Origin of the sequence: Ureibacillus galli, from assembly GCF_014836845.1 — a bacterium.
Lineage (GTDB): Bacteria > Bacillota > Bacilli > Bacillales_A > Planococcaceae > Ureibacillus > Ureibacillus galli.
This window is the reverse complement of the sequence record NZ_JACSQA010000002.1, coordinates 47,474-63,567: the sequence shown is the minus strand read 5'-3', so window position 1 is coordinate 63,567 and position 16,094 is coordinate 47,474. Positions and strand designations below refer to the sequence as shown.

General features: G+C 34.0%; 18 protein-coding genes. All 18 read left to right on the top strand.

From position 1 onward, the window contains the following. Window positions 1-158: 158 nt before the first annotated feature. The 18 genes from H9636_RS02015 to H9636_RS01930 all read left to right on the top strand — a co-directional run bounded on the left by H9636_RS02015 (window position 159) and on the right by H9636_RS01930 (window position 16,039). Window positions 159-1,313, top strand: coding sequence for a sensor histidine kinase (locus H9636_RS02015; RefSeq protein WP_191705986.1), 1,155 nt, complete (start codon window positions 159-161; stop codon window positions 1,311-1,313). 47 nt (window positions 1,314-1,360) lie between these two features. Continuing rightward, entirely contained in the window at window positions 1,361-2,035 is a 675-nt protein-coding gene (locus tag H9636_RS02010) for a response regulator transcription factor (RefSeq protein ID WP_191705985.1), read from the top strand. 346 nt (window positions 2,036-2,381) lie between these two features. Further along, window positions 2,382-2,903 carry a nuclear transport factor 2 family protein gene (locus H9636_RS02005; protein WP_191705984.1) on the top strand — a complete coding sequence of 174 codons (522 nt, stop codon included), beginning with the start codon at window positions 2,382-2,384 and terminating at the stop codon, window positions 2,901-2,903. Window positions 2,904-3,100: 197 nt separating this feature from the next. After that, window positions 3,101-3,946 (top strand): DegV family protein, encoded by an 846-nt coding sequence (locus H9636_RS02000; RefSeq protein ID WP_191705983.1) that lies wholly within the window; start codon window positions 3,101-3,103, stop codon window positions 3,944-3,946. A 125-nt stretch (window positions 3,947-4,071) separates the two neighbouring features. After that, window positions 4,072-5,508, top strand: a complete 1,437-nt coding sequence (locus H9636_RS01995) for a DEAD/DEAH box helicase (protein ID WP_225230024.1) — start codon at window positions 4,072-4,074, stop codon at window positions 5,506-5,508. Beyond that, the gene (locus tag H9636_RS01990) at window positions 5,505-6,110 is read left to right on the top strand and encodes a ComF family protein (RefSeq protein WP_191705982.1); all 606 of its coding nucleotides are present in this window, start codon (window positions 5,505-5,507) and stop codon (window positions 6,108-6,110) included. Before H9636_RS01995 ends, H9636_RS01990 begins: the two co-directional genes overlap by 4 nt. Before the next feature lie 97 nt (window positions 6,111-6,207). Beyond that, on the top strand, window positions 6,208-6,621 hold the full coding sequence (locus H9636_RS01985; protein WP_191705981.1) for a TIGR03826 family flagellar region protein: 414 nt from the start codon (window positions 6,208-6,210) through the stop codon (window positions 6,619-6,621). 133 nt (window positions 6,622-6,754) lie between these two features. Then, the gene (flgM, locus tag H9636_RS01980; RefSeq protein WP_191705980.1) at window positions 6,755-7,015 is read left to right on the top strand and encodes a flagellar biosynthesis anti-sigma factor FlgM; all 261 of its coding nucleotides are present in this window, start codon (window positions 6,755-6,757) and stop codon (window positions 7,013-7,015) included. Window positions 7,016-7,036: 21 nt separating this feature from the next. Further along, on the top strand, window positions 7,037-7,537 hold the full coding sequence (locus H9636_RS01975) for a flagellar protein FlgN (RefSeq protein ID WP_191705979.1): 501 nt from the start codon (window positions 7,037-7,039) through the stop codon (window positions 7,535-7,537). Between the two features lie 82 nt (window positions 7,538-7,619). After that, entirely contained in the window at window positions 7,620-9,305 is a 1,686-nt protein-coding gene (gene flgK / locus H9636_RS01970; protein ID WP_191705978.1) for a flagellar hook-associated protein FlgK, read from the top strand. Window positions 9,306-9,344: 39 nt separating this feature from the next. Then, window positions 9,345-10,271, top strand: a complete 927-nt coding sequence (gene flgL, locus H9636_RS01965) for a flagellar hook-associated protein FlgL (protein WP_191705977.1) — start codon at window positions 9,345-9,347, stop codon at window positions 10,269-10,271. Window positions 10,272-10,331: 60 nt separating this feature from the next. Next, window positions 10,332-10,895: a DUF6470 family protein gene (locus H9636_RS01960; protein ID WP_191705976.1), complete on the top strand. Its 564-nt coding sequence runs from the start codon at window positions 10,332-10,334 to the stop codon at window positions 10,893-10,895. A gap of 14 nt (window positions 10,896-10,909) precedes the next feature. Beyond that, window positions 10,910-11,353: a flagellar assembly protein FliW gene (fliW, locus tag H9636_RS01955; RefSeq protein ID WP_191705975.1), complete on the top strand. Its 444-nt coding sequence runs from the start codon at window positions 10,910-10,912 to the stop codon at window positions 11,351-11,353. After that, entirely contained in the window at window positions 11,353-11,571 is a 219-nt protein-coding gene (gene csrA / locus H9636_RS01950) for a carbon storage regulator CsrA (RefSeq protein ID WP_191705974.1), read from the top strand. The genes fliW and csrA overlap by 1 nt, the downstream gene beginning before the upstream one ends. Before the next feature lie 191 nt (window positions 11,572-11,762). Next, entirely contained in the window at window positions 11,763-12,665 is a 903-nt protein-coding gene (hag, locus tag H9636_RS01945; RefSeq protein ID WP_191705973.1) for a flagellin Hag, read from the top strand. A 94-nt stretch (window positions 12,666-12,759) separates the two neighbouring features. Further along, the gene (locus H9636_RS01940) at window positions 12,760-14,469 is read left to right on the top strand and encodes a motility associated factor glycosyltransferase family protein (RefSeq protein WP_191705972.1); all 1,710 of its coding nucleotides are present in this window, start codon (window positions 12,760-12,762) and stop codon (window positions 14,467-14,469) included. Window positions 14,470-14,480: 11 nt separating this feature from the next. Then, window positions 14,481-14,825 (top strand): hypothetical protein, encoded by a 345-nt coding sequence (locus H9636_RS01935; protein WP_191705971.1) that lies wholly within the window; start codon window positions 14,481-14,483, stop codon window positions 14,823-14,825. Beyond that, a complete protein-coding gene (locus H9636_RS01930) occupies window positions 14,822-16,039 on the top strand; it encodes a motility associated factor glycosyltransferase family protein (protein ID WP_191705970.1) in 1,218 nt (405 codons plus the stop codon). Before H9636_RS01935 ends, H9636_RS01930 begins: the two co-directional genes overlap by 4 nt. The last annotated feature ends 55 nt before the right edge of the window (window positions 16,040-16,094 follow it).

Genomic DNA, 16,094 nt, shown 5'->3' with positions numbered 1-16,094 from the left:
CTTTTTTTAACAAAAATGAAATATACTATAGTAAGATATTTACTTAAAAAATAATATTAAAATGTTATAATATCTATAAACAATTACATCTACTGGTTTTCAATTTAAAAAAACTTTTATTGTTTTAATAATAACACCAATTAGATTGGGGAAAAGGTATGTTTTCAAACGATAAAGTTGACATAGGTTCACTTGACGTCATATTCAATCGCATGATTGAAACCATCACGAATTCTAAAAATGATATATTCATTATAAGTGAACAAAGCCGTAGAAGCTTTGAAGAAATGAAGGCAGAACTAGAGATTATTAAAGAGAAAATAAAAATAATCATAGATGAAAGCGATCATTTAGAGAAAAGAACCCAAATGGCTAAACAACGTCTTGTATTGGTAAGCAAGTTTTTTAATCAATACTCGGAAGAAGAAGTAAGAGAAGCTTATGAAGCGGCTAATGATCTTCAAATTAGACTATCTTTAACTCGATCCGAAGAGAAGAGTTTACGTGAAAAAAGAGACGATTTAGAGTTTAGATTAAAAACATTATACGAAACAATTGATCGTGCTGATCACATTGTAAATCAAGTGAACGTAGTGTTGAACTATTTAACATCCGATTTGAAAAATGTTAGTGCTGCATTGGAACAAGCTAAAATAAAGCAAGATTTTGGTATTAAAATAATTGCAGCACAGGAAAAAGAAAGAAAACGTTTATCCAGGGAAATACATGATGGTCCTGCCCAAATGATGGCTAACGTTTTAATGCGTTCTGATATAATTGAAAGAACTTACAGAGAAAAGGGCATTGAAGCCGCAATTCAAGAAATAGCAGAATTAAAAACGACTGTAAGGGATGCCTTATCGGAAGTACGTCGAATTATTTACGATTTACGTCCTATGGCATTGGATGATTTAGGCATTGTACCAACTTTGAAAAAGTACTTGTCGACTATTATGGACTATAATAAAGGTCTTAATATACACTTCCAATCTTATAGTAATGAAAAAAGACTACCCTCAGATTACGAAGTATCAATTTTTCGTTTAGTACAAGAAAGTGTAAATAATGCTATTAAACATGGCAATGCTTCGGAAATTTGGGTAAAAATAGAGTGGCTTCGAAAAAATGTTAATATTTTAGTAAAAGATAATGGAAAAGGTTTCGATAAAACTAGTGTAAAAGACCAATCTTTTGGTATTATCGGAATGAAAGAACGAATTGACCTATTAAAAGGTAATATGGAAATTCAAAGTGGAATCGGTAAAGGGACTACAGTCTTCTTTAAAATACCATTTCCAGAAATAAACAATTAAATTGAGAAATAATCGAAGATGTTATTTATTGTAGGGGGAAGGATTTTATGACGAAAATTATAATTATTGACGATCACCAATTATTCCGAGAAGGAGTTAAACGAATTTTAGATTTCGAAGATTCATTTGAGGTAGTTGCAGAAGGTGATGATGGTACGGATGTAGTGAATATTTACCGTAATCATTTCCCTGATGTAGTACTTATGGATATTAATATGCCTGGAAAAAATGGTGTGGAAGCAACAGCAGATTTAATTACTGAATTTCCTGATGCAAAAGTAATTATGCTATCTATCCATGATGATGAAAGTTATGTGACACATGCGTTAAAATCTGGAGCCCTCGGGTATATGTTAAAAGAAATGGATGCAGATGAAATCGTAGAAGCAATTAAAGTAGTGGCTAGAGGTGGTTCGTATTTACATCCAAAAGTAACGAAAAATTTAGTAGCTGAGTTCCGTCGCTTAAGCGAACATGAAAATAAAGGGAACTTCCACCAAACAGAAATTCGCCGTCCTTTCCATTTACTTACAAAAAGAGAATGTGAAGTACTTCAGCTGTTAACAGATGGACAATCCAATCGTACAATCGGTGAAACATTATTTATTTCTGAGAAAACGGTAAAAAACCATGTATCAAGTATTTTACAAAAAATGAATGTTAATGACCGGACACAAGCAGTTGTAACGGCAATTAAAAATGGTTGGGTAGAGGTAAGATAATTTATAGCTAATATTTAAAAATACACGGTTCCAATCAACACTTATTGTTGGTTGGAATTTTTTTGTCTATTTTAGTAGAGACTGGGCTTATTAGTATTACCTCTTATATTAAGTAGACTATTCGTAAACAACGTACAAATAAAAGTCCAATTAAATATGGAATAGCTGTTTTTATGAATTGACCTTCTTATTCCTAGTTAAGGAAACTAAAAGGACTAGGAAACGTCTTACTAACGGATAATCAGTAACAAATGATAAAATTTGGTTACAAATTCGATGATTTTTTACGAAATTAGCCATAGTTTGACAACTATGCTACAATATTCGCGCGGGAGGTTTAAAGTTTATGAAAAAATGGTTGATACTGGTATTAGCTTTGTTTATGCTAGCTGCCTGTAATAATAAAGAAGAAACAAACGAAAAAACAGTGAGTGAATCTGCTAATGAAAATACGGTAGGTTTTGAAGTACTCGGTGATAAAATTGAAAAGGCAGCCGATATACCAGAAAAGGAAGAAAAACAGATTATTGAAGCTTTTAATGAATATATAACAGCCTTTAACGAAAAGGATATCGATCGTTATACGAAAACCCTTTCTAAAAATCCACAAGGTTTTGAATACGATGAAGATATTAAAGCAGCAAAAACTGCTTTTGGCCAATATAATATTAAAAGAACACCTTCAGATATAACGATTGTGAAATATAACGAAGAAGAAGCGCAAGTATATGCAAATCTTGATATTAAAATGACAGAGATTAAAACAAATACTGAACTTGCAAGTAGTGGACGTCAAGTTACTGTTTTTGTAAAAGAAGATGGTAAATGGAAAGTAACGAGCGTTTATTATATTGGCAACGAATCTTAATAGTTATTTCTTGAAAATATCTTTAATATCATAGCGTTTCGTGTACAATTGTTTAAGTATACGGAGCGCTTTCTTTTTTGGGAACGCAAGAAGTTTAAAATTATAGTTTTCCAATAATCTACAATTATTAGGGTTGGGGAGTTCACATACATTTTGTAATAAGGTAATATATTTTTTATTAGGAGAGTGGGATATTCATGAGAATTGCAGTCGTTACAGATAGTACAGCATATATAACGCCCGAAGAAAGAGCACGCTACAACATTCGAATGATTCCTCTTAGCGTTAACTTAGATGATGGTAGTTATGAAGAAGAAGTTGAGATTACCGCTTCACAATTTTATGATAAAGTCCGTGTAGCTAAAGAATTTCCGAAAACAACACAGCCTCCAATCGGAAAATTTGTTGAGTTGTTTGAACAATTAGCAAAGGATTATGATGAAGTAATTTCCATCCACTTATCAAGTGGCATCAGTGGTACATATCAAGGAGCGGTCCAAGCTGGTCAAATGGTAGATGGTATAAAGGTACATGCCTTTGATAGTGAAATCTCTTGTTCCCCTCAAGGATATTATGTACTAAAAGCTGCTGAAATGGCACAGCAAGGAGCTACAGCAGATCAAATTTTAAGCACATTAGAAGAAATGAGAAGAATGATGCGTGCTTATTTTGTCGTAGATGATCTTTCTCATTTACAACGAGGTGGGAGACTTTCCGCTGCTGCTGCTTTAGTAGGTGGATTATTGCAAATAAAACCAGTCCTGCATTTTGAAAATAAAGTGATTGTCCCATTTGAGAAAATTCGTACGAAGAAAAAAGCGCTACGACGTGTGGAAGAATTACTTGCAAAGGATGCCTCAGAAAAGGACGAGCTAATCGCAACGATTATTCATGCTAATTGCGAAAGTGAAGGACGTGATTGGATGAATGAATTAGCTGCAAAGTATCCAAATGTCGAATTCCGATTAAGCTATTTTGGCCCGGTTATAGGAACTCATTTAGGTGAAGGTTCCCTTGGACTTGGATGGGTAAAAAAGATTTAACGTTGAAATGATTTAATAAAGTAACCAATGGTTAAACAGTCTCTACTAGTTAGTAGAGGCTGTTTTTTGTTTTGAAAATTTGCCAAATTAAAGTTTTTTTATTAAGAAATGAAGGAGTGATTCTATTGAGAAATCGGTTATGTAAAGTACAACAAAAATTTAACTATAAAGGGATAGTGGTTGAACCAAAAATTCGAGATTTTTTCATAGGACGTATTTGGACAAGGAATCATACTCCTTTTTCACAAGAAAAGATCGAAAAGTATATCGAACATCAATTTTTCAACATAAAACCTGGTATTTCTTTTTTCCGGAAAGGTTTTTTACAACGCCAAATTTATCGTTGTAATCGATGTCACAATACAAATCAGCATGAAATCGTTCACTATAATTGTGCGCGCTGTGAAAAGGTATGTGTATACTGCAGACATTGTATCAATATGGGAAGGGTAACAAGTTGTACTGATTTATTAACGTGGAATGGACCAAGTTCACACTATCCTCTATCCCATAAGCTTGTATGGGAGGGGAAATATACAGAAGCGCAACATGAAGCAGCCCAACAATTACAAGAGAGTATAAAGACAGGGAGGCATCATTTAATTTTTGCGGTTTGTGGGGCGGGAAAAACTGAAATTCTTTTCCCTGCTGTTGAATTTGCTCTTAATCAAGGAAAACGGGTTTGTATCGCCACTCCTCGAACGGATGTCGTATTAGAATTGTATCCGCGTTTTCAAAAAGTATTTCCTAAAACTAATTTACATGCATTGTATGGAAGTGTACCTGTTCAACAAGGATTTCCACAACTTGTCATTACGACAACCCATCAACTTTACCGTTTTGAAAATGCATTTGATGTCGTTATTGTGGATGAAGCCGATGCCTTTCCTTATACGTATGATCGTACGCTACAGAAAGCGGTGGTTAAAGCGAAAAAAGAAGATGCCCCGATTACATTAGTTACTGCAACACCTTCTCCTCAAATATTATCAAGAGTGAAACGTGAAAAATGGGGAGTTTCTTTTATTCCAAGAAGATATCATGGATATCCGTTACCAGTACCTAGATATGAGTCATTATGGTCTTACGACAAAAAAATTCAAAAGGGAGATATTCCTACTAAACTGGAGGAGTGGACGAAAGCCCGTCTTACTAATAAAGAACCCTTTTTAATTTTCTTTCCTACAATCCGTCTAATGCACATGGCGACGTCCCTCTTTCAACAACTAGATAAACGAATTGTAAGTGTTCATGCGGAAGATGAAGAGCGAAAAGAGAAAGTATTAAAACTCCGAAAGGAAGAAGTGCCGGGTTTACTCACAACAACTATTTTAGAGAGAGGAATTACGATTAAAAATATTCAAGTTGCTGTAGTAGGAGCGGAGTCCAAAATTTTCACTTCTAGTGCTCTTATACAAATAAGCGGTCGTGTTGGACGGAATAGTCAATTTCCAACAGGGGATATTGTATTTTTTCATCACGGAATTACGGCGGAAATGGATGAAGCCCGAAATGAAATTATACGTCTTAATAGAGAAGGTTTTGGGGAGGGATTTAAATGAAGGGCACTGAAGTAATGAACTGTCTTTTATGTAACACACCATTAAATGAGCCTGTTACTTGGAAGTTACTATTAACAAATCATTTTCCTAAAACGATATGCACAGATTGTGAAAACAAATTCAAGCCTTACGAAAATAAAGAAAAAGCAGTCACCTCCCTTTATCAATACAATGAAGCAATGAAAGACTACCTTCACCGTTATAAATTTCTACATGATATCATTCTAGCTAAAGTCTTTAGAGAACAAATTCACCATCATTTATCAAAACAAAATGCCATTATCGTACCGATACCAATGCATCCTCTCAAACTAAAGGAAAGAACTTTTTCTCCAGTCGATGAATTGTTAAACGAGGCGAATGTTCCTTTTACCCACTATCTTGAAAAAATTACGACAGAAACCCAAGGGGGTAAATCTCGCCAACAAAGATTAAATGCACCCCAAATTTTCCGATTAAAAAACGGAATGGATGTTGTAGGTAAAGATTTTATTTTAGTTGATGATATTTATACAACAGGTACTACGATCAAACATGGGAAAAAAGTTTTATTAGATGAAGGGGCAAAATCAGTAACCGCTTTTACATTAATAAGAGGATGAAATTTAAAAAAATACGAATAGAGTTTAATAAAAGTAAAATAAAGACGATGATTTATATGGAATGATATATAAATCAATAGTTACGGAGGAAACGAAGATGGCTGAAATTAAAAATTGCCCTAATTGTGGTGAATTTTTCAACTATACTGGTATTCGAGATGTTTGTCATAAATGTGCCCAAAAGGAAGAGGAGATGTATGAAGTCGTTTACCGATTTTTACGTAAACGAGAAAACCGTGCGGCTACAGTAGAGCGAATTGTGGAAGCAACAGGTGTTGAACAAGAGTTATTATATAAATGGGTTCGAAAAAATCGTTTACATCCAGCTCTGTTCCCTAACTTAGGTTATCCTTGTGATAATTGTGGTCGCCTTACGACGAAAGGGAAGTTATGTGAGCCGTGTCAAAGTGAACTAAAATCCGATTTGCGTACATTTGAAGCAGCTAAGGAATTTAGAGAAAATGTAGAGAATAATGAAAAGGGAACGTACTTCGTAAATAAAAATAAATAATTCCCTATTACAGAATTATTCGTAAAAGGGTTTAATTGCTTTAAAGTAATCGCTTTTTCTATGAGAAACGTTAACATTTCGATAAATTTGCCGAAATATATAATATACAAGAATGATGAGAGGAGGGGTAGTTGTGAAAATTACATCGATTGGTGTAAATGGAGTCAATCCTTATAACAAACAACCAGTAAATATAAAACCAAAAGAAACGAAAACGAACGTTGCTGATAAAATTGAAATTTCAACTACCGCAAAAGAATTGTCAACTTCTTTAAACTACAGTACAGACCGTGCTCAAAAAGTTCAAAAGCTAAAAGAAGAAATTCAATCGGGTGAATATAAAGTTGATGCCCATAAAGTAGCCGAAGATTTATTGAATTATTATCGTAAATAGTCGAAAAGGAGTTCTTCCACCATGTCGGTTCAACCAATCATATCCGTTTTAGAAAAACTTGAAAAAATGCATAAAAGTTTGTTTGAGCTAGCAATCCAAAAGACAGAAATTGTGAAAAAAGGCGATATGGACGAACTAGATACGATGTTAAAAAACGAGCAATCTCATATAGCGGCGATTGAACAGCTCGAGCAACAGCGTCAGCAACTTGTAATGGATTACTTGGACGCAAAAGGAATTGTATTTGCTGACACTCCAACTGTTCTTGATGTGATCGAAGCTGCTGATTTAGAACACGAGCGTGAACAATTAACATCGGTACGGGAACGACTAATGTCCGTTATCGATGATTTACGAAAGCAAAATGACTTAAATCAAAAACTCGTATTCCAATCTTTACAATTCGTCCATATGACTTTAGATATGATGCGCCCAAACCAAGAACAAATGAACTACTCGGGAAAGGTAGCGAACACGAATAACGCAATGTCAAAAAAATCATTATTTGATTCGCAAGCATAATTTCAATGGACATGCACGGTTTTTTATTGCCGTGCTCTAAATCTTACATAAAACAACTTATCATTTTAAAGGAGGAGTTCGTATGCGCTCCACATTTATGGGATTAGAAGCAAGTAAGAGAGGACTTTTTACACAACAAAGTGCACTCTATACGACTGGTCATAATATTTCCAATGCCAATACAATCGGTTACACACGTCAAAGGGTGAATATGGCTTCCACTTTAGGTTATCCAGGCGCAGGTTTAAACTCTCCAATGACAGCAGGACATATTGGAACAGGCGTGGAAGCAACGTCTGTTCAACGTATTCGAGATGAATTTATCGACCGTCAATATCGTCAAGAAACAAATAAATTGGGCTATTGGGAATCGAAAGCAAATGCTATTTCACAAATGGAAGATGTAATGTCTGAACCGTCGGAATATGGTTTAAACGAAGCCTTCAATTTATTCTGGAGTTCCTTGCAAGATGTTAGTACAAACCCGGAAGATTCTGCTGCACGGAAAGTTGCCATTCAACGGGCAGAGCATTTGGCTGATACGTTTAACTACCTTGATACACAACTAAAACAAATTCAAGGAAACATCGGAAATGAAATTGATGTATCCACAACTCAAATCAATTCAATTTTGAAACAAATTGCTGAAATTAATAAACAGATCCAAGCGGTAGAACCAAATGGTTATATGCCGAATGATTTATACGATGCTCGTGATACATTGCTTGATGAGTTAAATGAATACATGCCAGTTTCAGTTGAACGCGTAAAATCAGGAGGAAACGCATTAGAAATTGCAGAAGGTAGTTATAAAATTACTTATAAGACTGCTGATGGTACAACGATGACTTTAGTTGATGGAAAAGACTATGCAGAACTGAAGGCAATCGATACTGCGGGGAATAAAGTAGATGGAAATGTGGATGATGCAGCAACAAATGGCTTTAATCCATTTGCTAAAATGGTTGTATCAAACATTGGTAATCCACCTGATCGTACAACAACCCAAGGGAGTTTTGAAGAAGCGGATTTTGAAAATTCCAAAGGTAAACTGTTAGCTTTAATTAATTCTTATGGTTTCAAAAATACTGATAGTCCTACTACAGAGGGATACTATCCGGATATGTTAGCGAATTTAGATAAATTAGCTCAAGTATTTGTAGAAGCTTTTAACACAGTACATCAAGCAGGTTATACGTTAAATTCTACTTCTGATTCGACAACTCCAGACGGAGGGCTATTCTTCGTAGGGGAAGGTGCAACAGCGACTTCAGCCGGAACTGTAACGGCAGGGACAATCAAAGTGAGTGATGAAATTAAAAAGGATCCTAAAAAAATTGCTGCATCTTCCGCACCAGGTGAAGAAGGAAATGGGAAATGGGCAACTGAATTAGCAAATCTACAAAGTAAAGCAGTTGGAGCAAATGGATTTACAATTGATTTAGATAATACAAACCCGAATGATGCGAATGTTACTTACACGCCGACAATAGATTTGGAAGGTGCTACTTTCCAATCATTTTATGAAAGTTTAATCGGACAACTAGGAGTCGATGGACAAGAGGCTGCTCGTTTACAATATAATTCAGAAACGATTCGATTAACAGTAGCAAATAACCGTGCTTCTATGAGTTCTGTCTCATTAGATGAAGAAATGACCAATATGATTACATTCCAACAAGCGTATAATGCAAACGCACGAATGATTACAGTCATCGATGAAACATTAGATAAAATTATTAACGGCATGGGCCGGGCTGGTTTATAAATTGAATTACAATTATAGATGTAAAGAAAGGAGACTATTATGCGCGTAACCCAATCCATGTTATCCAACAACATGTTAAGAAATTTAAGTACAAGCTATTCCAAAATGTCTGAGTTACAAAATCAAATTAACACCGGTTCTAAAATCACTCGTCCTTCAGATGACCCTGTCATTGCGATTAAAGGAATGAGTTATCGAAAAGATTTAAATAAAGTGAGTCAATTTGAACGAAACATGAACGAAGTCAATTCCTGGTTAGATTCATCCGACGATGCTTTAGGACAAGTTGGTGATGCTTTAAACCGAGTAAAGGAATTAGTTGTCCAAGCTGCGAATGATACAAATACAGCAGATGAACGGAAAAAAATTAAACTTGAAATTGATCAAATTCGAAGTCAAATTCAAGATGTAGCGAATACGAAAATTGCTGATAAATATATTTTTAATGGAACGAAAACACAATCTCCGTTGTTCGTGAATGGACAACTAAATCCAGAAATCTATGACAGCTCAACAGGGGAATTTATTTCTGCTACATCAGGGGAAGTAAATATGGAAGTATTTGATGGTATCCAACTGCAAGTAAATACATCGAATGCTGCAGAATTATATAAAAATGTGGATGATTTAATGGCAAATATTTCCTCAGCATTGGATGCATCTGACAGTGAACAAATTGGAAATCTATTAGGTGGTCTAGCAGATGGTACTGATGATACTTTATCTGAACTGCAAAATAAAGTGTTAGAGGCTCGCGCAGATGTAGGGGCTCGTCAAAATCGTGTAGAAATGATGTCGAACCGTCTATCTTCTCAAGAAATTAATGTGACAAAACAAATGTCACAAAACGAAGATGTTGATTATGCTGAAGCAATTACACAAATGATTACGCATGAATCGATTCATCAAGCTTCCCTATCCGTCGGAGCGAAAATCATTCAACAAACTTTAGTCAATTTTTTATAATTTTCACATGGCGTTTGGACATACTTGTTCAAACGCTTTTATTAAAAGTAGGTGAGCAAAGTGAATTTTCCAAAGCTTCATATAACGAAAACAGATATAGAGCTGAATATGCATATTCAAGAGCCGATACAAACGATTCGGCAACCAAAGGCGAAACAAACGATAAAACAGCCAAATGGAAAATTAGATATAGAAACAACTAAAGGAACACTTCACATTGATCAGTCGCGAGCATGGCAAGACTTAGGGTTGTTAACACCAAAAGAATCTGTCCAAAAATATGTAGCAGATGGCAGACAAGCTGTTTTAAAAGGAATAGCAAAGGTTGTACAAGAAGGTCGACAATTTTTGGAAAATAGCGGAAAAGGACAAGGGAGATCAATAATTGCTAACATTGCAAAACAAAATCATGGGCCCCACCGAGTACCAATGAATATTAAATTTATTCCATCTGTTGGTTCTGTTAAAATTGATTATAATCCAGGTAAGGTAGAAACGAATTACACACCACAGAAACCTGAAATAGACGTACAAATAAATCGACCAATATATGATTATAAACAAGGAAAAGTAACCCATGAAGTAGTACAACGTCCCTCAATTGAAATTGATTTCATTGGGTAAAAGGAGTAATTAATATGAAAATTGAAACAAAATTTTTAGGAGAAGTAGAAATAAATGATAAGGACATTTTTACATTCGAATATGGTCTTCCTGGCTTTCCGGATCTACAAAAATTCGTCCTTCTTCCTATAGATGGGGACCTACCATTAGCAGTGCTACAGTCAACCGAAAAAGCCGAGATTGGTTTTGTTGTTGCTTATCCATTTGCCTTTAAAAAGGATTATGAATTTGATATTAGTGATGAAGATAAGGAAGATTTGAAAATTGAAAAAGAGGAAGATGTAATTGTTTATTCCATTGTAACTCTAAAAGAAACTTTCCTAGAATCCACATTAAATCTATTAGCACCGATTGTCTTTAACGTGAATAAAAAGCTTGGAAAACAAATTGTGTTACAAGATAGTGCAGCGTACCCATTAAGATTTCCAATTAGTACATTGGAAGGAAGTGCAAAATAATGCTTGTCCTATCCCGTAAAAAAAACGAATCAATCATGATTGGTGATCATATCGAAGTGAAGATTTTATCGGTTGATGGTGATCAAGTTAAACTAGGTATCGTTGCACCAAGAAATGTAAAAGTCCATCGTTCTGAAGTATTTCAAGCGATTCAAGATCAAAATAAAGAAGCATTAAATACAAATGTAAATTTACTTGAACAATTGAAAAAAAAATAACTTACCTCCACTCGGTCATGCTGGGTGGGTTTTTTTATAACTCAAAAAAAATGAAAAAATTTTTTTCAAAATCTATTAAACTAATTTTAAATAGGACGATATTAGTAATGTAAGGCGATGGTACTATTCCAAAGCCAAGCAATTCCACACGGATGTGGATTATTTAATCAAAATTCAAGGAGGAATTCTAAATGAGAATTCAACACAACATTTCTGCTTTAAACACTCACCGTAACCTAGCTTTCAACAACACTCAAGCTTCTAAAAACCTTGAGAAATTATCTTCAGGTTACAAAATTAACCGTGCTGGCGACGACGCTGCTGGTCTTGCAATTTCTGAAAAAATGCGCGGACAAATCCGTGGTCTTGACATGGCGTCTAAAAACGCTCAAGACTCAATCTCTTTAATCCAAACTGCTGAGGGTGCTCTTAACGAAACTCACTCTATTCTACAACGTATGCGTGAATTAGCAGTACAATCTGCTAACGACACAAACGTTACAGCTGACCGTGAAGCATTACAATTAGAAATCCAATCTTTATCAGATGAAATTTCTCGTATTGCTGAAAACACTGAGTTCAATACACAAAAACTATTAGACGGTACTTTCAAAGGTTCTCGTACTGATGTAGTTACTGGAGGAAATGCTACTGATGCTGGTGGTAAACAATTCCATATCGGTGCTAACTCTGGTCAAAGCATTAACTTATCTATCGGAACAATGACTGCAAGCGCATTAGGTGTAAACGTTGTTTCTGCAGGTGGAGTGGTTTCAGGTGACTATACTACAGGTATTAACATCACAACTCAAACTGCTGCTGACGATTCAATTTCAATCGTTGACAACGCTATTAACACAGTATCTAAAACTCGTGCATCTTTAGGTGCGGTTCAAAACCGTTTAGAGCACACAATCAACAACTTAGGTACAACTTCTGAAAACTTAACAGCTGCTGAATCACGTATCCGTGATACTGACATGGCTGCTGAAATGATGAGCTTCACTAAGAACAACATTTTAATGCAAGCAGCTCAATCTATGTTAGCTCAAGCTAACCAACAACCACAAGGTGTACTTCAATTATTAGGTTAATTTTAACCGTAAGAAACAGAAGAGGATTTCCTCTTCTGTTTTTTTATCTTCATTTCTATATGAAATGGACGATAATGAATATGAGGTGGAGATTTTGACTGAATACATTTTAAACATAGAAGTTGCCAAATCAGGCAATGAAACGTTAAAAATAAATGAATATCATGTACATAGTAAATATAATCCGATCATTGAATCCGAGCGAATAGCGGAAAAAGAATATAGTATGAACTGTACCCATATTGTTTTTGGATATGGGAAAGGGTATGTCGTTGATAGTTTACTAAGAAAAATGAAAAATGAGTCAATCATTATTGTGGACCCATTAATTGCAATGGGCAAAATTCAAATAGAAGAAAGACATAAGAATTGTGAAAAAATTTACTATTGGGAAGAGAAATCCATAAATACTTTAGGATATTTGATTTCAACTATTTCAGAGGGGAAAGCATTAAAGATAAAGGTCATTGTAACCCCTAATTATGATAAGTTATTTGTAAAAAATTATCGGGATCTGTTAATTTACTTGCGGGATTTTCAAAATAAAACACAAATAAACTATAATACGGAAGTATTTTTTGCTAATCAATGGCAACGGAACTTTTCCATTAATGTCCCGATGATTGCTAAAGATGAATCTTTATCGGTTTTACATAACCAATTTGATTTACCGATAGTGTTGGCAGCGGGCGGACCGTCCTTAACGAAACAACTCCCTTTGCTCAAAAAAATTCAAGAACATGTAATCATCATTGCTTCCGGTTCTACTGTAAATTCCCTGTTAGCTGCAGACTTGGAGCCAGACTTTGTCATCTCAATTGATGGAGGAGAGCCAAATTATAAACATTTCAAAGATCTCCAATTTGATAAAGCGAGATTAATATATTCACCTTATAATCATTATGGTGTACGAAAATCATTTCGAAAAAGAGGATATGTATTTACGCAAGTCAGTCAAGAGGAAGTCGGTAAATACTTGTTAGACAATATTGGAATTAATTTACCTGTTTTAGCCGGTGGGGGAACTGTTGCCCATTATGGTGTTACGGTTGCTGGGTTATTTAACTCCGGTCCAATTGCAATGATCGGGCAAGATTTAGCCTATACAAATAATCAAACCCATGCCAAAGGGAATAAATTTGCAAAAGAAGTCGAAGAGTTATCTGAGTTAAATGTAGAATTAATACCTGTTGAAGGTTATGATGGTGAAACCGTTTATACATCGCGTGATTTTTTATCGATGAAAATGGTATTCGAAGAGATTATTCGTTTCTATAAACCGCTCGTACCTATTTATAACTGTACGGAAGGTGGAGTAAAACTCAAAGGATACGAACAAATGTCGTTCAAAGATTTTGTTGATACGTATGTTGAAACTACTAAAGTGAAAAATTTAGATTATATAGATAACCATGATGTAAATTATAAAACGGACAAAGAAATTGTAGACATTTATAAAAAGGAATTGAAGTTAATAGGAGATTTAGAAAACCTATTAATAAAAGGAATGAATGTTTTACATAAAGTAAAAAACAACACATTCTTTGATCAACATACACTAAATTTGTTCGATAAAATTGAAAAAGAAATCAATCAAAAATCGAAAAAAATACAAATTCATTTTCTAATTGGTCCAATTACACTCGAAGTTTCGAATTGTTATTTGGAAAAACCGAATGAAACTCAGAAAGAAGCTTTTGAACGAGTATGGAATCAAACTTATACACTATATAAGCGGTTATTAGAAGCTTTTAAAAAGGTAAAAATCAATTTAAGGGATGTCATTACTGAAATTGAAGACTAGGAGTGGGGAAGTTGCAAAACGTAGTACTAGAAGTGATTGAAAGTTATAATGGTTATTTGAACAAATTACCAAGCGGTTGTATAGCCATTGCAAATAAATTCCGAGATGATCAAATACAAGCTGCATTATTAAATGTAAAAGATTTCTCAGAAGGTGTCATATGGTTAACTGAAGCGGCGGAGTTATTAAAGAAAAATGAAGTAAATGTTACATCGAATATAGATAAAATCCATGAATTTTTAACTGAAATAAACAATGCATTAGAAATTCAAGATTTTCACTTAGTTGCTGATTTATTTGAATATGAGATTGCTGAATTTTTTGAACAATGTAATAGAATTGTGATTGAACAATGAAGTTTGAAGTAAGTATAGCTAGAGATGGTCATCAAACCCTTTCGATTAATGGAATTCATATTTATAGTAAGTATAAACCGATTGATCACGTTAATTCCTTTATCGACAAAGAACTAGATATTGAGGCGGAAGGTTATTTATTATTAGGTTTAGGTTTAGGATACCATTTAAACTCGATTGTAAAGAAAGTAGGAAAGAAAAAAATCTATGTACTATGTGTTGATAAACGAGAACAAGAGATTTTTATGCATTCTACTATTTCCAATGATCTATTAAATCTTTCGAATGTTGATATTGTTTATGATCCAAAATATATAGAAATTAATAAAAACTATCAAATTATTATTCCTAATGCATGGTTACAAGTTTTAGATAAAAATAACCCTCTATACTATTTTTTAGCGGATATTAAAATTAAACAAGAAAGTTACAATAGTCAAAAGGAATTATTGGAAAATAATTTTTCAAACAATTTATTATTAAATGATAAAAATTTAAATCATTATATTTCTGAAACGAAGCAAGTGAATAAAATAGCTTGTTTAGTTTCTAGTGGGCCTTCACTAAATGAAACAAAAGGTTGGTTAAAAGATGTTCGAAAACAACTTTTCATTCTTTGTGTAGGATCAGCTTTAAAGGTTTTGTTGAAGGAAAATATAATACCGGATGCTGTGATTATATCTGATCCAAAAGTAAATATTATTCAACAATTAGAAGGAACTAACTTTGATGGCCCATTATTTTACTTAAGCACAGCAAATTATGTAGCAACTTCAAACTATCTACATAAGAAATATATTTTATTTCAATCTGGTTATAAAAAGGCAGAAAACATTGCACAGCAATATAATATTCCATTAGTTGATACAGGGGGGTCTGTGGCAACGACGGGATTCAGTACATTAAAAATATTAGGATTTAATACAATTATTCTCTTTGGCCAAGATTTAGGATTTAAAGAGAACCAAACCCATGCCAAGTTTTCAACATCTGGTAGAATTGTATATGAAAATGAGAAATTATTAAAAGTAATTTCAAATAATGGGGAAGAAATATATACAACACCGAATTTACATTCATATCTCATGTGGTTTAATTCGAAAATGAAGGATTCGAATAATTTAAAGGTTTTTAATACTGCATTGAATGGGGCTAAAATTCATAACGTAGAGTACATTGATCAAGACAAGTTTTATAAAATTGTTCATTCATAAAAAACAAAGTAAAAATGATAAAAGGAAAATATTTCAAACCTATGTCATCATAGGT